The organism is Lysinibacillus sp. FJAT-14222 (genome assembly GCF_001278875.1).
In the GTDB taxonomy this organism is placed as follows: domain Bacteria; phylum Bacillota; class Bacilli; order Bacillales_A; family Planococcaceae; genus Lysinibacillus; species Lysinibacillus agricola.
In genome coordinates, this window is record NZ_LIYL01000010.1 from 18,395 (window position 1) to 37,986 (window position 19,592).

At 38.3% G+C, this 19,592-nt stretch carries 18 protein-coding genes and 2 pseudogenes; 10 read left to right on the top strand and 10 right to left on the bottom strand.

Annotated features, from left to right (window positions below):
- Nucleotides 1–306: 306 nt before the first annotated feature.
- Nucleotides 307–915 carry a hypothetical protein gene (locus tag AN161_RS03995; RefSeq protein ID WP_053593092.1) on the bottom strand — a complete coding sequence of 203 codons (609 nt, stop codon included), beginning with the start codon at nucleotides 913–915 and terminating at the stop codon, nucleotides 307–309.
- 151 nt (nucleotides 916–1,066) lie between these two features.
- On the opposite strand from AN161_RS03995, the pseudogene AN161_RS04000 reads away from it, so the two are divergent.
- Both AN161_RS04000 and AN161_RS04005 read left to right on the top strand, forming a co-directional pair.
- Nucleotides 1,067–1,582: pseudogene (locus tag AN161_RS04000) on the top strand (GNAT family N-acetyltransferase).
- Nucleotides 1,583–1,607: 25 nt separating this feature from the next.
- Nucleotides 1,608–2,024 carry a GNAT family N-acetyltransferase gene (locus tag AN161_RS04005; protein ID WP_053593093.1) on the top strand — a complete coding sequence of 139 codons (417 nt, stop codon included), beginning with the start codon at nucleotides 1,608–1,610 and terminating at the stop codon, nucleotides 2,022–2,024.
- A gap of 84 nt (nucleotides 2,025–2,108) precedes the next feature.
- Here AN161_RS04005 and AN161_RS04010 read toward each other — a convergent pair.
- From AN161_RS04010 to AN161_RS28505, 9 genes and pseudogenes are all read right to left on the bottom strand, one after another.
- Nucleotides 2,109–2,282: pseudogene (locus AN161_RS04010) on the bottom strand (MerR family DNA-binding transcriptional regulator); the annotation flags it as partial.
- Nucleotides 2,283–2,525: 243 nt separating this feature from the next.
- On the bottom strand, nucleotides 2,526–3,701 hold the full coding sequence (dltD, locus tag AN161_RS04015; RefSeq protein ID WP_053593095.1) for a D-alanyl-lipoteichoic acid biosynthesis protein DltD: 1,176 nt from the start codon (nucleotides 3,699–3,701) through the stop codon (nucleotides 2,526–2,528).
- A complete protein-coding gene (dltC, locus tag AN161_RS04020; protein ID WP_053593096.1) occupies nucleotides 3,698–3,931 on the bottom strand; it encodes a D-alanine--poly(phosphoribitol) ligase subunit 2 in 234 nt (77 codons plus the stop codon). Before dltC ends, dltD begins: the two co-directional genes overlap by 4 nt.
- 72 nt (nucleotides 3,932–4,003) lie before the next feature.
- The gene (dltB, locus tag AN161_RS04025; protein WP_053593097.1) at nucleotides 4,004–5,167 is read right to left on the bottom strand and encodes a D-alanyl-lipoteichoic acid biosynthesis protein DltB; all 1,164 of its coding nucleotides are present in this window, start codon (nucleotides 5,165–5,167) and stop codon (nucleotides 4,004–4,006) included.
- Nucleotides 5,164–6,636, bottom strand: a complete 1,473-nt coding sequence (gene dltA / locus AN161_RS04030) for a D-alanine--poly(phosphoribitol) ligase subunit DltA (protein WP_053593098.1) — start codon at nucleotides 6,634–6,636, stop codon at nucleotides 5,164–5,166. The genes dltB and dltA overlap by 4 nt, the downstream gene beginning before the upstream one ends.
- An 18-nt stretch (nucleotides 6,637–6,654) precedes the next feature.
- Complete coding sequence (locus AN161_RS04035; RefSeq protein WP_053593099.1) at nucleotides 6,655–6,792, bottom strand: teichoic acid D-Ala incorporation-associated protein DltX; 138 nt, start codon at nucleotides 6,790–6,792, stop codon at nucleotides 6,655–6,657.
- 871 nt (nucleotides 6,793–7,663) lie between these two features.
- A complete protein-coding gene (locus AN161_RS04040; protein WP_053593100.1) occupies nucleotides 7,664–9,304 on the bottom strand; it encodes an alkaline phosphatase in 1,641 nt (546 codons plus the stop codon).
- 514 nt (nucleotides 9,305–9,818) lie between these two features.
- Nucleotides 9,819–11,066 carry a transglutaminase domain-containing protein gene (locus AN161_RS04045; protein ID WP_053593101.1) on the bottom strand — a complete coding sequence of 416 codons (1,248 nt, stop codon included), beginning with the start codon at nucleotides 11,064–11,066 and terminating at the stop codon, nucleotides 9,819–9,821.
- A 17-nt stretch (nucleotides 11,067–11,083) separates the two neighbouring features.
- Nucleotides 11,084–11,323: a hypothetical protein gene (locus tag AN161_RS28505; protein ID WP_143114600.1), complete on the bottom strand. Its 240-nt coding sequence runs from the start codon at nucleotides 11,321–11,323 to the stop codon at nucleotides 11,084–11,086.
- A 418-nt stretch (nucleotides 11,324–11,741) separates the two neighbouring features.
- Between AN161_RS28505 and secG the strand changes: the two genes are divergently transcribed.
- The 8 genes from secG (at nucleotide 11,742) to AN161_RS04075 (ending at nucleotide 19,570) form a co-directional block, all read left to right on the top strand.
- Nucleotides 11,742–11,969 carry a preprotein translocase subunit SecG gene (gene secG / locus AN161_RS04050; RefSeq protein ID WP_053593102.1) on the top strand — a complete coding sequence of 76 codons (228 nt, stop codon included), beginning with the start codon at nucleotides 11,742–11,744 and terminating at the stop codon, nucleotides 11,967–11,969.
- A gap of 131 nt (nucleotides 11,970–12,100) precedes the next feature.
- The gene (locus tag AN161_RS29405; protein ID WP_158002965.1) at nucleotides 12,101–12,400 is read left to right on the top strand and encodes a hypothetical protein; all 300 of its coding nucleotides are present in this window, start codon (nucleotides 12,101–12,103) and stop codon (nucleotides 12,398–12,400) included.
- Nucleotides 12,397–12,573, top strand: a complete 177-nt coding sequence (locus AN161_RS29410) for a hypothetical protein (protein ID WP_158002966.1) — start codon at nucleotides 12,397–12,399, stop codon at nucleotides 12,571–12,573. Before AN161_RS29405 ends, AN161_RS29410 begins: the two co-directional genes overlap by 4 nt.
- 139 nt (nucleotides 12,574–12,712) lie before the next feature.
- Nucleotides 12,713–13,459, top strand: a complete 747-nt coding sequence (locus tag AN161_RS04055; RefSeq protein ID WP_053593103.1) for a carboxylesterase — start codon at nucleotides 12,713–12,715, stop codon at nucleotides 13,457–13,459.
- Nucleotides 13,460–13,494: 35 nt separating this feature from the next.
- Entirely contained in the window at nucleotides 13,495–15,993 is a 2,499-nt protein-coding gene (gene rnr, locus AN161_RS04060; protein WP_053593104.1) for a ribonuclease R, read from the top strand.
- 117 nt (nucleotides 15,994–16,110) lie between these two features.
- Nucleotides 16,111–16,575, top strand: a complete 465-nt coding sequence (gene smpB, locus AN161_RS04065; protein ID WP_053593105.1) for an SsrA-binding protein SmpB — start codon at nucleotides 16,111–16,113, stop codon at nucleotides 16,573–16,575.
- A gap of 261 nt (nucleotides 16,576–16,836) precedes the next feature.
- A complete protein-coding gene (locus tag AN161_RS04070; RefSeq protein ID WP_198926842.1) occupies nucleotides 16,837–18,252 on the top strand; it encodes an FAD-linked oxidase C-terminal domain-containing protein in 1,416 nt (471 codons plus the stop codon).
- Nucleotides 18,239–19,570 carry a (Fe-S)-binding protein gene (locus AN161_RS04075; protein WP_053593106.1) on the top strand — a complete coding sequence of 444 codons (1,332 nt, stop codon included), beginning with the start codon at nucleotides 18,239–18,241 and terminating at the stop codon, nucleotides 19,568–19,570. Before AN161_RS04070 ends, AN161_RS04075 begins: the two co-directional genes overlap by 14 nt.
- The last annotated feature ends 22 nt before the right edge of the window (nucleotides 19,571–19,592 follow it).

A 19,592-nucleotide genomic window follows, 5' to 3' on the forward strand; every position in this document is an offset into this window, starting at 1 on the left:
TTATTCAGTAGCTTTACTGAAACCGCCTCAAAGGTATGCAAATACTTTTGAGGCGGTTTTTTTGTTGCTCGGGCGGGGGAGATTTAGGGGCAGCTTTTGGCAAAGTGATCGGGTATCGGAGGAAACTACTCAGGTAGGAGTGAAAAGTGATCAGGTAACTCAGGATACTAACCTCACAACTGCTCGGGTCCCCGAGAGAAGTGCTCAGACAGGATAAAATCCCCGCTATGATTAAAGTTTAACCGTAAATGCCCTTGAAATTAGGTCTTAATTAAATAGAACCATTCCCCATTAACAAAGATACAGTTACTTTTTATGAATTTTTAATTTTAATAAATATACAAGATGGTCATCATCTATCATTTTCTTTACTTCATTTTCGTCATGGAAGTCGTATGTTCGCATAGAGTCTCCTTTTGATTCCCTATATACACCGAGTAAATAAGTTTCATCTAATTCTAATTCTACTGTTTCATCTTCAATTGCATAATTCCATCCACTAATATTACCAACAGAATGAATTTTGTCGATTTTTTGAGGAGTTGCTTTCACATTTGGTCCATAAAGAAAAGCAAAAGATTCATCATCATTCTTTATTATTCCAAACCCTATATTACCTTCCTCTACTTCGTTTGGACTTTGCCCATAAGATAGTGTCGTTAATGAATTAGATTCCAATTGTCCATCTTTGTAACTTTCAACCCAAAGATCAACCCAACTTTTATCGGCATTATTTAATTTAAAATTATAGTCAAATAGTATACCTAAATTTAAATCTTTGAAAGTACTCACATATTTAGAATCTGTGTTAATTGAAATAGTCGCTAATTCTGTTTCTTTTTGATTAGTACAACCTGAAAGAAATAACAAAAATAATGTTGATAGGATACTAAAAATAAAGAATTTATTTCTCAATAAACCAACCTCACCTTTTATGAATTTACGGACCCAACTTGCTGTATAGATTTAGTTGTTAGTCTGTTATTAGATATTTAATTCAAAACATAAATTACCTATAGAGGAAAATGCTTAGGAAATGGAGAATACAATATTGAGGAGAATTACTATGAAAATTCTTGAAACAGAACGACTTACCCTGCGCTTACAAACAACAGATGATGCGGATTTTATCCTTGAGTTAATGAATGATCCTACATGGTTGCAGTTCATCGGTGATCGCGGATTGAGAACAGTAGAGGATGCATGTGAATATATATAAAATGGACCAACTCGCATGTATGAGCAATTTGGCTTTTGTCTTTATTTAGTTGAAAGAAAAGAGGATCAAGCTCCGGTTGGAATTTGCGTTTTAGTTAAAAGAGAGTCGCTAGAAGATGTGGATATTGGCTTCGCTTTTCTGCCTAAGTATTGGGGAAAAGGATACGCCTATGAAGCGGCCACAGCGACATTGGCATATGGCATAGAAACATTAGGACTAAATCGTATTGTGGCCATCACAACTCAAAATAATCATGCTTCAGCCAAGCTACTCGAAAAAATAGGCTTGAAGTTTGAAAGATTAGTCCAATTCTCCGATGATGCTGATGAACTTAGACTATTTTCGTTCAATAGTCACCAATAAATATTATGAAAGCAAAGGTGAGAATGTGAATATTAGAGAAGCGAATAAATTAGATTATCCGGAATTAAGAAAAATCTATCTGGAATCACGTCGTAAAAATTTCCATTGGGCGGCTTTAGAAGAAATGACTTTAGACGATTTTGATAAAGATACTATAGGAGAACATATAATTGTAGCAGAAGAGGATAATCAGCTACTTGGATTTGCATCATTATATTTGCCAGATAACTTTATTCATAATTTATTTATTAATCCAAATTACTTTGGTAAAGGTATAGGGGGTCACTTACTAAATGCCTCCATTAAAAAAATGAATAAACCATTAAGATTAAAATGTGTATCCGAAAATCATATAGCGTTAAAATTTTATGAGAAGAATGGTTGGAAGAAGGTAAATGAAGAAGGAGAAAAGGAAAAATATTGGGTTATGATATATGAATAACGGATTAATAAGGTATTGAAATAAACTTCAAACAAGAGGGACTTCGAGTTCATTTGTAATGAAGAAGGGGGCAGTAGCTTGAATTAATTCTTTGAACGCTAAAATACGATGGATTTGGAACATTTGGTCAGCTGAGTAATACCGATATCCTGTAAATTTGTCGGTATAAGCAGGCTTAAGCAAATTCAATTGGTCATAGTAACGTAATGTCTTCACGGATACTTGGCTAAGCTTTGAAAACTCGCTAATTTTATACATCGATTCATCTCCAATACGTTTGTTATCCTATTGCTTTTATGAGTATATCTGTCCAGTTAAGGGGAGAGTCAAGGAAAATACAAAAGTGAAATAATTGAGCTAAGGGGAAAGCATTTTAAATTAGCATGAACAGAGAAACGGTTTGCTTGACCCTCAAAGATTATCCGCATAAAAAAGAGACAGTCTTAAGTGCTTAACACTTTAGACTGTCTCTCTGTTTGTTAAACGAGAAAACAATGCTTTTTATTGTTGTGCCCAATATTTATCTAGCTCTTGGTCTACATATACCCAACCCTTCCATGCAATATGAATCGTATCCATAATAAAATAAGGATCATATTCATGGTCAGAGAAATCAACATATGGAACACCGGCATCAGTCAATACCTTCTCCATTTTTTCGTAATATTTTTGTCGACGTTCCTCAGGATATTCAGTGTAGTCATACCAATGACCATTTACTGGAATAGAGACAAATAGTGGCTTAGCACCAGCATCCTTTAAAACATCAATTACTAGCTGAAAATCCTCATATTCGGGTGAATTCGTATAATCTTCGTTCTTTCGCATTCCTTCAAACTTTTTAATATTAGCATTTACAAGACGCTTATAAAATTTGTTTTCAATCATTAAATCATTAGATACACGTTTTTCGCCATATTTTTCGGCATTTTGTAGTTGTTGCTCAAATGTTTGGTCCGCAACTAGTTTGTCATTGCTTTTTAATTTATGTGGCTCTCGAGGGAAGAGTGAGTAATACAAATCTTTTTTCTCTAAAAGTGCCTTTTGGACATGGCCTGCCATCATTGCAAGTCGCCCAACGACTGGCCTTTTCTTACCTCCAGATAATTTGTATTCATAAATTGTTTTTAGTAGCTGATCTCGATTTACAGTATCGAATTCAAGAAGGCGTTCCATTCCTCGATTTCGAAGTTTTTCATCAATATCCTTATTGTATGCTAAATTATAGGCGTGTAACATCGAATAGTTAGGAGAAAAATGTAATTCATTCATTCCCTTTTTCGTAAACCATTGAGGAGAAATGATGAAGACAATTTTTTTATCTTTTAAATTTTCCTCCTGTGCAGCAAAATTTAAAAAGTGTGTTATAGACTGCATACCTCCTCGCCCAACCATAAATGTCGTATACGGGGCATCCGTAGCTCGCGCATAATTATAGGGGTGGAAGGGATCAAAACGATTTAATTCTGAGGAGCCATATAAAGGCATGGAACTAGGCTCCTGCAGCATCCGCTCCTGGAAATACATTCCTTGAAACACTAACGGAGACATACTTGTTTTTGACTGCTCTACATCTTCGTCTGAAATCCAAGCTTTTATCCAGGAGTTAGGGAAGAATATAAAGGCAGCAAAAAGAATAAATGCAATTAAAAGTGAGAGAAAGCCTTTCTTGATCATTGTCTTTCAGCTAATTCCGCTGCAATACGATTTGGCGTGTTCCATTCCTCACGGTTAAAATCAGTAATTGGCACTGAAATGTTAAAGCGGTTTTCAATTTCTACTAATAAATTAATTGTACCGAAAGAATCAAGAAGTCCTTCCTCAAATAAATCGATATCTGGGTTTTCTAAAATGATATCGTCCTCGCATAACTCTACTAGCATTTCTAAAATTTGTTGTTTATCCATAGTAATAATTCTCCTTTATTGTGTAGGCTGTGTTATTCAAAAAATCAACACTAACATTAACAGAGCCGTTGTTTAAAATAATGTTCCTGAAAAAATATAGAAGCCAAAGCAAACTGCATTAAAAGTGATAAATACTCCTATTGCATGTGTCCATTTATTTTTCGGCCAAAACTTATGCTTTTTATTCCAGCGTTCAAATTTATCGAAGCTGATAATTAACAAGGCATGGTAAAGACCATAGACAACAAAGTGCCATTCCAATCCGTGCCAAATCCCCATTAAAAAGAATAGTAAAAAGAAGCCGATATAGGAAATTGCATATTTGTTTTTAATCCATTTTTTCTTAGTCATCCAAAGCACGAAGCGCATATAAACATAATCCCTGAACCAGAATGAAAGGCTCATATGCCAACGGTTCCAAAAGTCTTTAATATTGCGACTCGAGAATGGACGGTTAAAGTTAATTGGCGTTTGGATCCCCATAATGCGACTGACACCAACAGCAAATGCACTATAACCTGCAAAATCGAAAAATAAATAGAAGCTATACATATACATATACGCTATTTGCCCTTGAAAAGGTGTCAAATAGTTATACGTTTGGTTAGGTAAATAAATAAGTGTGTAGTTGTATATTAAATAAGCCAAAATAAATTTATATAAAAAGCCTACAAATATATAATTGATCCCACTTAACAGTAGCTTTTGATAGTCTTGACCAGAAGGCACTGTGTACATATCTTTAGAAAAGCGTCGCCAACGATCGATAGGTCCCGATGATACTGTTGGAAAGAACAGCAAGAAATAGGCAAGCTCAACTGCTGAAATTTTATCCTTAATTAAGCCATCCCGTGTTTCCAAAATCATTTGTACCGATTTAAAGGTAATATAGGATACCCCTAAGAACCCGAATAAATGATGAAGTCCAAGTATTGGGAAAACCTTCACAAGCACAAGTGGCAAAATGGACAGTAGCACAGCGATTACGAATACAGAGCCACTATTCTTCTGTAAGCGATATTTTTGGTAAGCGATAATTAATAATAACTGAAACACTGTAAAGAGGATAAGAGAAATTGTGCCGTTAAGGGAGTTACCAAAAATAAGAGCTAGAACGATAATCGAAACAAAAATATTGTAGCGTTTAGCTGATTTTCCACGTAGACCTAAAATAATTGTTGGCATTAATAAAATACCAAGGATGATGAAAAAAACTATATTTCCATAAGGCGTCATACTGTCTCCATAACCGCCAATCCTTTACGATCAACTTTGCCATTAGTATTTAAAGGTAAAGTGTCAATGTATTTGAATGTTTTCGGAATCATATAAGAAGGTAAATAATCCGATAACAACGCTTTAAGCTGCTTTGTCATCTTGAAGGCAGAGTCCGTTAATGGCTCTCTAAGAACAACATACGCACTAAGTGATACAATCTCAGCATCTTTCACAACAGGTATTACAACACAGCTAGAAACAGGTGGAAGATTGCCAATTTGTTTTTCAATTTCTTCGATTTCTAAACGGTAACCATGTAGTTTTACCTGGAAATCCTTTCGTCCTGAAAAGAACAGATAGCCATCTTTTTCATAGCCAATGTCCCCAGTTTTATAAATACGATGATGCTCTATTGTAGGAAAGGCATTAAGTGTTAATTCAGGTGCTCCAAGATAACCTGCACTAACAGTTGGTCCAGAAATAATAATCTCGCCATCTTCTAATAAGGATAGATTAGGCTCGGACAGAGGGGCGATTGGTAATTGGTCAAATTGCTCTAAAAGCTCCGTTGTTACTTCCACATAGGATACCGCAACGGTTGTTTCAGTAGGACCATATAAATTAAAAATAGATGCTTGTGGGAAGCGCTGCATTAATTCTTTTGCAACGGATATTGGTAAAACCTCTCCGCAGAATAAAAATGTATTTAAAGAAGGCATTAACTCCTGATGCCACTCCTTGTTCATTAAACACATCTTCGCGAAGGACGGTGTAGAAGTCCAAACTCGAATACCAGATGTAGCTAATGAATCGAATAACGCCTTAGGATTAGCAATTTGCTCTTGCGTAATAGCGTAAAGTGTTTGCCCACTAACTAGTGCAGGATATAAATCCATCACAGATAAATCAAAGGAATAAGGCGCTTGATTTAAAAACACACCAGATTCCTGTAAAGGGAAGTGTTCATGCATCCAAGCAACAAAGTGTGCTAAATTATCGGCTGTAATTTGAACACCCTTTGGTTTACCAGTAGAACCAGATGTGTAAATAATATAATGAATTTCTTGATCCTGAACCCATGTGGAAGGCTGTGTCGAGATGTTAGTAGGTTGAGCTACTAAATCACTTACCTCTACTACAGGAATTGATTGATGCGTGCTTAATGTTTCAGTTTTTAGAAGTAAGCAAGCCTGAGACGCTTCTATAATAATCTGTAGCCTTTCAGACGGTGTAGACGAGTCAACGGGTACATAAGGATGCCCAGCCTTTACAGCACCTAAAAAGGCAACGATTTGTAAAGGCGACATATGCCCGTAGACGACAATGGGTTGTTGCCTTTTTAAATCAAGAGCTATTAAATATTGTGCTACACAATCAGAAAGATGCCAAAGCTCACCGTACGTTAAGGAATCGCTATTGGTTTGATATGCAGTTCGATGTGGATGTTGGTGTGCCACATTTTGAATAGCCGCTAAAATACTTAACATAGTTCATATCTCCTTTTCTTAAAATTCAGTATATATAAATGGTCCCGCGTTCATATCATGGAAGCCATGAATAAGAAACAAGAGCACTAATATGGTGAAATAAAATAACGTAAAGCCTATAAAACGTAAAAGCTCATTATTTTTAATGGATTGCATATGTCCACCTCCAATTAAAAATGAAAAAGACTACAACTTTGTAAATATACTAAAGAATTAGATATTTTTTCAAGTTATTTTTTGTAATCTTTATTATTTATTAAATTTTTAACACTTTTTTGACGGATTGTGGAGAGTAATGTTGCTCAATTTTTGTTTATTCATTAAATCATAAGATTAATTTAAGGTTAAATTAAGGTTTTGGAAAAAGTGTCTAGAAATGAAGAGAAGAGAATGATTTTTAAAAGTCCTTTTTCACTTCAAGATGGTTTTACGAAATTTAAGACTATCTATATTATCATCGTTTTTCAGCTTCATTTGTACTTAAAAAATCCTTAAATCTCGTTAAAGGACATTTTCACGCTTACTTTAATTGATGTATTTTCCCTTTACTATAATCAGCTAAAAGTTGGTATACGTAAGCAGAATATCAACAAAAAAGATCCTTTGATAAAATAATATAGTCCTAATTAACACGCCCGGTATGTTAATTCGTTAAATTAATCTTAATAAATGAAAGTAAAATCAAAGTAAATTTATAGAAAAATGTCGGTATTTTTTTGATCAGAAGATACGAGGGATAAAAAAATGAAGGCTGCTTAATCGGTAGTTGAGGACTGTTGCGATACATATTTGAGCAAAAAGAAAAGTGCCACCATAAGATAATCATCTCAACTTATGATAGCACCCCAATTTTTATCCCGCTTTAACGGACAGTAATTTATCCGTATTGAAAACGAAGCGTCAGGTACAAGAATCCCACCTCAAAAGCTAGAAGTAAGATGGGAGATTAACTGCCCGTAAAAGCTCGATTGGTGAAGACTAATAATCAGTGGGGATGAAGAAAATCCCCACTGATTAAAGTTTTACTTTATTTGATTACCTTTAAAACTTTTTTTGAAACATAAAATTCAGTGCCATTGTAGACATTGATTGTGTCAAATGTATGCGTTTTTGTTGTCTTGTTTTGTTCGTATATTAAAGTGTTCTTATTAACTGGGATTGTAACGGTTACATCATTTTTTTGTGCAATAAATTTAGGGTTTTCTTTGTCAGTTAAGTCAATTTTAGTTGTGTAGCCTTTTTCTGTGAATACTTTTGTAGCTGGTAAATATAAATCATCTGTAAGCTTATTTAAGTCAAAGCCCATAAATTGTGCCATTGCATGTGCTAAATCCGTGTTTTCTACAAGACCTGTAATTTTAGATGGTCCGAATGAGTATAAGAATACATCCTCACCAGTGTGCCCACCAGTTGTATAGCCAATGTTGGCGCGATTTGCAAGCATTTTTACCATTTCTTTGCCCATGTCTTTAGCCGATTTTAATGTTGCAAGCTCGTCCTCAGATAGATCATCTAATCCATAGAGTACAGCGACTTCTACAATATTTGATTTATCTTCTTTTAATTGGCTAAGTGCACCTTCAACTGTCATTTTAGCCTTCTTCAGAGGATCGATATAGGCAGATACAGGTATGCTGGAATAAGTACTTGTCGTGTTGACATTCCCCATTGTAATACCACTATTGCCATGGTCCGTAACAGCAATGACCATTGTATTGCCATCTTTTTTTGCAAAATCAACGGCTTCTTTAACTGCAGCATCAAACGATAAAATATCGCTAATGATGCCAATTGTGTCATTGGCATGAGCTGCCCAGTCCACTTTACTGCCTTCTACAAATAAGAAGAAGCCGTCTTCATCCTTTTTCAGCGTATCAATAGCTTTGCTTGTCATCTCAGCAAGTGTAGGCTCAGATGCTCTTGTTTTGGCACGATCTAAATCGTAGGCAAGGTCACTTGGAGCAAAGCTTCCCCAAATTTTTGACGATTTACTATTTAAGAGCTCATCACGAGTTTTAACGAGGTCGTAATTTTTTTCTTTTAGGACATCCACTAAATTCTCGCCATCTTTACGAGCATTTTTAGTTGTACCTGGTGCCAGCGACTCTAAGCCGCCCCCTAACACGACATCAATGTTTTGATAAACTTGCTGCTCAGCGATGTCATCGTATTGGCTTCTATTATTCACATGTGCAGAAAAACCTGCTGGCGTAGCATGCTGAATTTCGGAAGTGGAAATCAATCCAGTTGCCTTGCCCTGTTGTTTAGCCCCTTCTAAAACATTGGCTACAGGTCTAAAGGCATCCTCTTTGGCAATTTGCGCTAACCCTGGAGAATTAATAACGGATGGTAACACACCTATATATTTATCATTTGATTTATGACCAGTTGCTAAGGCAGTAGCGGCAGGGGCTGAGTCTGTAATTGCTGATTCGGCAGAGTACGTACGCACTGCCCCTGATAAAATTTCGTCCATTGCCAAGCCTTCACCTTTATACCAACGAGAAAGTGTAACGGCATTATTACTACTACCATCCATCACGAGCATAATAACATTTGTTGGTTTCTTTACTTTAGCTGCTTGTACTTGCGGTTGGGCGATGCTAATCGACGATAAAGCAATCGTACTTGCTAAAAACAATGAACTCCATTTTTTTGAGTATTTCATGATTTTCCTCCTTTGGATGAATTCACAAGTAAGTGTAAAGGAAGGTTGTAAAGCTATGATTAATTAATTGTTAACATATTGTGGGAATATTATTAAAGATAAGGATTGTCACCATAACGTGGGGGTGATTTCCGTTCCGACTGGGCGTTTTGTAGCTGCCGCTTTGCTTTCACAGAAAACATTTGTTGTTGCTGCCGCTTCGCTTTCGCACAGATAAAACATTGTTGCTGACGCTTCGCTTTCGCACAGAGCTTCCTGGGAGGCGTCGATGAGCCGCTTGAGCCAACACGATGTTGGTCACGAAGGCGTTATCACAGGACGTGATGTTTTTAGCCTTCGTTCCTCTATATCGCTAATCCCAAGGAGTCGCCCAGTCGGAACGAAGATCAACTTTTACACACGATATTCGTTTTAAGAAAAAACCATCCAAAACTTATAGTGAATATTTTACTGAGGGGGAAATAGAATCTGCTTACTATCCATTGATGGAAGCCGGCAGATTCTTATGACTTGACTATAAAATTTGTAAGTGTTCTTCACCGTCAATTGTTTCGTAAAATAAAACACCTTCATCATCAATGAACAAGTTTAGAACCTCTTCCTCTAATAACACTTCTTCTGAGCCATCGTTTATAAATATCTTTGTTAAAAAGCCTGCATTATCATAATCGCTGCAATAAATCGCGTCATCAAAAGTAGCCAAATAATAGCAGGATGTTTCTGTAATTTGTGTATTTTGTTTTGTTGCTAAGTCATAGGCGTATACCATACTATCGGTCATGCTATTATAATAAATAACGTTATCATCAGTATCTGCGTACCACATATCATGCATGAACTCGTAAGCATTGCTCGTAGCAGCAAAATAGTTTTCATTTGCCCATATATGATCTTCACTTAGTTTTTCGTCATTCACTAAAAAATATGCGTACGTAATAGTATAAGGTTCAGCAGGGTCGACATCATTCCAAGTCGTATCGATATGATACCAATTACTGCCAACACTTACTAAATTCCATGCATGAAGCTGATTATCGCTGTAGCCATAAACATATTTAGCATCGAGACCAGCCGCCAAAAATAAACGATAAGCTAACAGAGCATAAGCTTGGCAAACACCAGTTTCTTCACTGATTAATTCATAAACAGATTGGCCATATGACGCACCTTCCGCAGAATAAGTTGCTAGTTGTACTACATAGTCGTTGACGATTTTTGCACGACTAAAGTCATCCATGTCATTTGTGATATACAAATTAGCAAATTCTTGAACATAAGCATCAACTTTCTTTTCTGTCTCGGCATCTGTGAAATATGTAAAATAAAATTCGACCATGTATCCGTTATCTACTTCCCATGCTTCCCATGTGAAATTTCCGATATATCCTGCAGTATAAGGGTTAACAAAAGAAACCAAGTTATTAATATCATTCAGCTGTACTTCAAATGTATCCCAATCTAATTTCCCTCTATACAATATTTTAAAGTTTGGGTCAAATTCAGCTATTCGCTTTTCTATTTTTTTTGAAAATTGAAGCAAAGCAGGATCTTCTTTGAATAATGTCGTTGAAAAAAGATCTGGTGCTGAAAACTCTGCTGATGGTACTTTACTAGAGGGCTGCTTGTCTTCCATAAAGGTTTCTTCTTTCGATTCAGGTTCCTCCTCTAATATAACATCGACTGCCTTGATAACAGCTGAACAAGCAGTAAGCAGGCTTAAAAGAAGAGTAAGTAAAAAAATCATCAATATATTCTTTTTCATAATTCCTCCCATTACTATTACAGGCTCATCACCATGACGTGGGGTTGATTTCCGTTCCGGCTGGGCGCTTTGTTGCTGACGCTACGCTTTCGCACAGATAAAACAATTGTAGCTGCCGCTTTGCTTTCGCTACAGAAAACATTTGCCGCTGACGCTTCGCTTTCGCGCAGATAAAACATTGTTGTTGCTGACGCTACGCTTTCGCGCAGATAAAACATTGTTGTTGCTGTCGCTACGCTTTCGCACAGATAAAACAATTGCTGTCGCTACGCTTTCGCGCAGAGCAGAGCTTCCTGGGGGGCGTCCGATGAGCCGCTTCGCTTCGCTCTAGGGTCTCGAGCCAACAGGATGTTGGTCACGAAGGCGTTATCACAGGACGTGATGCTTTTAGCCTTCGTTCCTCTATATCGCTGATCCCCAAGGAGTCGCCCAGCCTCCACTCCAATCAACTTATATATATGGCACGTTTTAACAAATGTCTTCCTTGGAATTTGGTGATGAGTCACATTTTTAACTATTATAGGATATTGTGTCAGGGAGGTGTTATGTTATTTTTGTGCAAAACTAACTGAAGGGGGAAAATAAGGGTATTTATTATTCTTAGTTTGTCAAGGCAACCTTTTTTTGTTATAATGTGACTTGTTGTGATGTTTCAAAGTTCGGGAGGTGCAGTGGATGCATACAGTAGTATTAGTTTCATTAGTTATCGTATCAATAGCGTTGATCGTTGTAGTATTACTTCAATCTAGTAAAAGTGCAGGCTTGTCAGGTGCCATCTCGGGTGGGGCTGAACAACTATTTGGAAAGCAAAAAGCACGTGGTATGGATCTAATCCTTCACCGTGTAACAATTGTGTTAGCAATATTATTCTTTATTTTAGCACTCGCTATTACAAAAATCTAATAGTTGAAGATATATCGCCTAACCTTTTTGGTTGGGCGTTTTCTTTTATAGTTCTATCTATTTAATCGTGAATACTTGCAGTAAAGAAAAACGAATACCTGCGGAAGCAAGGTGAATACCTGCGGAAGCAGTTGAATACCCGCGGAAACAAGGTGAATACCCGCGGAAGTAAGGTGAATACCCGCGGAAGTAAGGTGAATACCCGCGGAAGCAAGGTGAATAATACCTGCGGAAACAAGGCGAATACCCGCGGAAACAAGGCGAATACCCGCGGAAGCAAGGCGAATACCCGCGGAAGCAAGGTGAATACCCGCGGAAGCAGGGTAAATACCCGCGGAAGCAGTGAATACCCGCGGAAGCAGGGTAAATACCCGCGGAAACAAGGCGAATACCCGCGGAAGCAAAGCGAATACCCGCGAATCGCAAAATGACGGATAGAAAAGCCAAAGTGATGGATAGAAGAGCCGAAATGGTGGATAGAATCCTCAAAGTGATGGATAAAACCATCAAAATGACGGATAGAAAAGCCGAAATGATGGATAAAACCATCAAAATAACGGATAGAAGAGCCGAAATGATGGATAGAACCCTCAAAGCCGGATAGAAGAGCCAAAGTAACAGATAAAACCATCAAATTAACCGATAAAACCTCATAAAAAGAGGAACAAGTGCCGGAGCTTTTGAGGAAGCTTCAGTATGGATATAATGGTTATAGTATGTATTTGTATGAAGGAGAGCTCGCCATGAAAAAATCTTTATCACAGACTTTTTTCTTTCAAGCAGGACCACGAGCAGTTTTATTATTGCATGGGTTTACAGGAAGCTCAGCAGATGTGCGAATGCTTGGTAGATTTTTAGAGAAAAAAGGGTATACTACATTAGCGCCTCATTATAAAGGTCACGGTGTGGAACCGGAAGAACTCATTACAACAGGGCCTGCTGATTGGTGGCAGGATGTCGTAGCTGCCTATAAACAGCTACAAGATGCGGGCTATGAGGAAATTGCTGTTGCCGGACTTTCGTTGGGTGGTGTGATGGCTTTAAACGTTGCGCTTACTAACCCAGTGAAAGGTATAGTGACAATGTGTGCCCCAATGACGATGCGTACAACGGACGTCATGTTTGAAGGTGTCCTGAAATATGCGAGGGACTACAAAAAATTCCAAGGTAAAGATGAAGAGCAAATCGAAGCTGAAGTTTCATTAATTGCTGAAAAGGGAATGCCATCTCTACAAGAGTTGCGAGAATTTATTGATCGGACTCGTCAGGAAATTGACATGATTTATGCACCAATTTTTGTCGTACAAGCGACAAATGATGAGGTAATTGAGACAGAATCTGCCAACATTATATATAATCAAACTGAGTCACTTGAAAAACAGATCAAGTGGTATGAAAACTCAAAGCATGTTATTACGTTAGATCAGGAAAAAGATCAGTTACATGAAGATATTTATCGTTTTTTAGAAAGCCTAAATTGGGCACAATAAAATATATTAGGATTTTCTCATGAAGGAGGGAAATTATGAAAGACCAAAAAGATTCACTACAAAGTCGTTTACTCGATTTTTTCGGTGAAGAAGATTATAAACCATTAACCGTTGGCGAAATCGAGGACCTATTTGGCTTTGAAGATGCTGACGAATTTAAAGAGTTAGTGAAAACGTTAGTGCGTATGGAGGGGCAAGGTTTAGTTGTGCGTTCCCGCTCTAATCGTTATGGCTTGCCAGAACGCATGAATTTACTTCGAGGTAAATTTATCGGACATGCTAAAGGCTTTGGCTTTGTCACACCTGATATTGAGGGAATGGATGATGTCTTCATTCCACCGCATGAAGTAAACGGTGCGATTAACGGTGATATAGTTCTTATACGTGTTTTAAAGGAATCATTCGGTGATCGCCGTGAAGGAACAGTGACAAAGGTAGTAGAGCGTGGACAAACGAGCTTTGTTGGAACATTCCAAGCTAATCGAGGCTTTGGCTTTGTTGTCTTAGATGATAAAAAACTACCGATGGACATTTTCATTGCTAAAGGAGATACATTAGGAGCTGTCGACGGACACAAGGTTGTCGTTGAGGTAGCTACTTGGCCAGAGGATTTAAAATCAGCTACAGGCTATATCACTAAAATTTTAGGGCACAAAAATGACCCAGGTGTTGATATTCTATCTATTTTATATAAGCATGACATTCCACCTGAATTCCCAGAAGAAGTAATTGCTGCTGCACAAAGAGTGCCAGATGAAATTACAGAGGCAGATTTAGAGGGTCGCCGTGATTTACGCCATGAAACGATTGTGACAATCGATGGAGCTGATGCGAAGGACTTGGATGATGCTGTAACCGTAACGAAAAATGTAGACGGTACTTTTAAACTTGGCGTACATATTGCAGACGTTAGTTATTATGTAACACAAGGCTCTGTAATAGATATTGAAGCATATGATCGTGCGACGAGTGTATATTTAACAGACCGCGTTATTCCAATGATTCCGCATCGATTATCGAATGGTATCTGTTCATTAAATCCACAGGTTGACCGTCTAGTACTATCTTGTGAAATGATTATTGATGCGAATGGTAATGTGGTTTCACATGAAATATTCCAAAGTGTCATTAAAACAACTGAGCGTATGACCTATAAGGACGTTTACAAAATTTTAGAGGAGCAAGACGCAGAGCTAATTGCCCGCTACGAGCCACTTGTGCCGATGTTTAAACATATGGCTGAGCTGTCCAACATTTTACGTAATAAACGTCAAATGCGTGGTGCCATTGACTTTGACTTTAAAGAATCTAAAGTGATCGTGGACGAAGATGGCTGGCCAGTAGATATCGAATTACGTGAACGTACAGTTGCAGAAAAATTAATTGAAGATTTCATGCTAGCGGCCAATGAAACAGTAGCAGAGCACTTCCATTGGATGAATGTGCCGTTCCTTTACCGTATTCACGAAGATCCAAAGCCAGAAAAGCTGCAACGCTTCTTTGAATTTGTCACGAACTTCGGTATTTTAATAAAAGGTACAGGAAACACCGTACATCCGAAAGCTTTACAGGATGTAATAAAAGCCATTGAAGGCATGCCAGAGGAGCCTGTTATTTCAACGATGCTTCTACGCTCGATGCAACAGGCAAAATATTATCCTGAAAGCATAGGCCACTTTGGTTTATCAACTGATTTCTATACACACTTTACGTCACCGATTCGACGTTATCCGGACTTAATCGTCCATCGTTTAATTCGAACGTATTTAATTAATAAAGATACATCAAAAGAAACAGTGGCACAGTGGAGCATGGCGATGGATGAAATTGCGGACCATACGTCAGAACGCGAACGCCGTGCTGTTGATGCAGAACGTGACACAGACGCACTGAAAAAAGCACAATATATGTCCGATAAAATTGGTGAAGAGTTTGAAGGAATCGTTTCGTCGATTACAAACTTCGGGATTTTCGTGGAGCTGCCAAATACTATTGAAGGACTTGTCCATATTAGCAATATGACAGATGACTACTATCGTTTTGACGACCGTCAAATGATTATGATCGGTGAACGTACAAATCGTCAATTCCGTATTGGTGATGAAGTTACAGTCCGTGTAGCAAATGTTATTATTGAGGAGTCATCCGTTGACTTTGAAATCGTCGGAATGGTAACGTCTTATGGACGAACACGAAAAGCAGCGCCTACTGTTATTCACGCACGTAAAAATTATAGCGAGAACAAAGGTGGTCGTAATGGCCGCAAAGGTGGTCGCGAAGAAGAACGAGGCGGACGTAGCAGTCGCAGTGGTCGTAGCGAAGAAGAACGAGGCGGACGTGGCAGTCGCAATGGTCGTAACGAAGAAGGACGAGGCGGACAAGGCGAGCGACGTGAAAACGACCGTGATCCACGAGGACGCCGCAAAGATGGCTCAAGCTCAAGCCCCGGCCCTAAAAAAGGCGTGAAGCAAAAGCAAAAGTTCTATGAGGGCGTCGCCAAGAAAAACAAAAAGAAAAAAACAAAACGTAAATAAAGTAAAAGTATAGGTGGAGGCACCAATAACGCTTTAAAGCAATTTGAAGTGGGTGCTTTCACTTTATCAATAAAAGCAGGTTGACCCTGCTTATCCTTTAAGTAGAGGGTGAATAATATGGCAAAAGGTACTGGCAAAGTATTAGCACAAAACAAAAAAGCCGGGCACGACTACTTCATTGAAGAAACAATCGAAGCGGGCATGGTGCTAACAGGCACAGAAATTAAGTCCATCCGTGCAGGAAGGGTCCAACTAAAAGAATCCTATGTACAAATCCGCAGCGGTGAAGCATGGATCAGCAATATGCATGTCAGCTCATTCGAACAAGGCAACCGCTTTAACCATGACCCACTACGCGCCCGTAAATTACTGCTCCATAAAAAGCAAATCGGCGAGCTAGTTGGTGCCGTAAAACGTGACGGCTACACAATTGTTCCGTTAAAAATGTACATTAAAGACGGCTATGCCAAACTTTTAATCGGCGTCGGCAAAGGGAAAAAGGATTACGACAAACGCAACGACATGCGTAAAAAAGAGGCAAAACGCGACATGGAACGTGCCTTCAAGGACCGCCAGCGTTAATAAGGCTGATGAGAAAGCAGGTTTGTGCCGAACTTTCTCATCGGCCTTTTGTACTTTGGTGAAGTATTTAGCATATTTTAAAAGAACATCGAAGCAAAAATTTTAGAAGCTGATTGGACTAATCCGACAGCTTCTTTTTTTGGTCCTCTAACACAAAAAAAATAAAATAAATTACTCTTTTTTATCTTACTAGACATATATTTAGAAAATTCCAACAACTAAAATTGTAGTAAATAAACAACTAAATTCGAGGTGAGCATTATTAATAACATAGCAATCCAAAAAATTACGCAAATTGTTGGTGAAAAATATGTTAAAAACTCAACTGCACAGCTTTTAGCCTATTCCTATGATGCAACTGCAAACTTTCAACGTTTACCTGAGCTTGTCATTTCTCCAGGGAGTGTAGAGGAAATTGCAGAGGTATTAAAAGTATGTAATGAATATAAAATTCCAATTATTCCACGAGGTTCTGGAACAAACCTTGCAGCAGGAACGGTGCCTTACGATGGAGGTGTTGTGATTTTATTTACCCGAATGGATCAAATTATAAATTTTGATAAGGAAAATTTAACGATTACGGTACAGCCAGGTATTATTACAGAGAATCTTTGCACATTCGTTGAAACACATGGTTTATTTTACCCACCTGATCCAAGCTCAATGAGAATTTCTACGATTGGGGGCAATGTAAGCGAAAACTCGGGTGGCTTGCGTGGCTTAAAATACGGTGTAACAAAGGATTATGTCAAGGGTCTGCAAGTTGTTTTACCGAACGGGGATATTTTAGAAACAGGTGGCAAGCTAGCAAAGGATGTGGCAGGCTATGACCTAACATCATTATTTGTTGGAGCAGAGGGAACATTAGGTGTTGTGACAGCGATTACATTAAAGCTTATCCCGCTGCCGCAATATAAAATGACGAGCATCGCATACTTTGAATCATTAGAGGATGCTGCGCGTACAGTCTCGAGCATTATCGCCAATAAAATTATTCCCGTAACGTTAGAATTTCTTGATAAAAAAACAATTATCGCTGTTGAGCAATATATGAAAATAGGTCTCTCAACAGATGTAGAGGCAATGCTATTGCTTGAGCAGGATGGTGAAATGCATCAAGTAGAACAGGATGTTAATGAAATGGTACAAATAGCGAAGGTAAATGGTGCGCTTTTTACACAAATTGCAAAAGATACACTGGAAGCGGAGCAAATTAAAATAGCAAGACGTGTTGCTTTATCTGCCTTAGCGAAATTAAAACCAACTGTTATTTTAGAGGATGCGACAGTACCACGGTCAGAGCTGGCAAAAATGGTCATGAGAATTAATGATATTTCTGAAAAGTACAATGTCAATATTGCCACATTCGGTCATGCAGGGGATGGAAATTTGCACCCTACCTGTTTAACAGATCTGCGAGATGAAGATGAAATGCACCGTGTAGAGGCGGCATTTGAGGAAATTTTTGAGGCTGCACTGTCGATAGGTGGCACGATTACAGGGGAGCACGGTGTAGGTGAAATGAAAGCACCTTATTTAGAATGGAAAATTGGTCCTGTCGGCATTACTGTAATGAAAAATATTAAGCAAGCCTTCGATCCAACCAATATTATGAATCCTGGCAAAGTATTTGCAAAAGAAACGAAGAAAAGAGTGGTGGTACATGGTGGTAAGTAACGTACAACAACAAATGCAGCAATCCTTCCAGACACATGTCGATGAAAATTTATTGCTCGACTGTATGAGATGCGGTTTTTGTTTGCCGAGCTGCCCGACATATCTTCACATGGAGCAGGATGAAGCGCAATCGCCACGTGGACGCATTGCCTTAATGAAGGCAGTACGCGACGGAATAGTACCATTCGATGCATCCATTGAGAAGTCATTTGATTTATGTTTAGGCTGTCGTGCATGTGAGCCCGCATGTCCAGCTGGAGTACAGTATGGTGCTTTAATAGAGCAAACACGTGAAGCTGTACAAGAGGTGAAACAGTCATCTCTCGTAGAAAAAACAACACGCAAAATTGTATTTAATAGTCTTTTCGTCAAGCGAAAAAATATGGAGCATGCAGTCAGTCTACTGCATCTTTATCAAAAATCAGGTCTGCAAAAGATTGTTCGGAAAATTGGCTTTTTAAATTTATTCCCGCAGCATTTAACAACAATGGAGGCATCCTTACCACCTGTAGCAAAAAAGGTACAGCCATTAAAGCTGAAAGAAACGGCTACGATGAGGGTAGCTTTTTTTACAGGCTGTTTAATGGATACACTTTATAAGGAAACAAACGATAAAACGGTGTCCTTGCTACAAATGCTTGGTGTTGACGTTATTATTCCAGATAATCAAAGCTGCTGTGGGGCTCTGCATGGACATAGTGGTGAGCTAAAGCGGGGTAAGCAAAACTTAATTCGCAATGTAGAGTTATTTGATTCAGATGATTACATCTATATTGTCAATAATGCAGGCGGCTGTGGTGCTTTCTTGAAGGAGTATGAAAAGCACCTAAATAGTGATGAGTGTTACCGTGAAAAAGCAGTTCGATTTTCTGAGAAGACCATTGATATTTCCAGCTTGCTCGTCAAAGCTGGTCTGCTGGAATATTTAGCAACATTGCCACAGCAAGCAAACAAAACACTTGTGACGTATCAGGATTCCTGCCATTTACGCAATGTAAATAAAGTCTTCAATGAACCAAGAATGATATTACACGCGCTACCGAACGTCCACTTTAAAGAGCTGCCAAACGCCCATACATGTTGTGGTTCAGCAGGGATATATAATTTGTTGCAGCCTGCATTAGCGGGTGACATTTTAGATGCAAAGATGGCAACGATTAAGGCGCTACAACCGACAGTTATCGTAACAGCCAATCCTGGTTGCTTACTACAAATTCAAGCGGGTATCCATAAAGCGAAGCTGGAAGTCAGCCTGCAAGCTACACATATTGTTGATTTTATCTACAATAGCATAGCTAACTATAGTAAAATACACTAAAAATACTAAATATACTGAAATT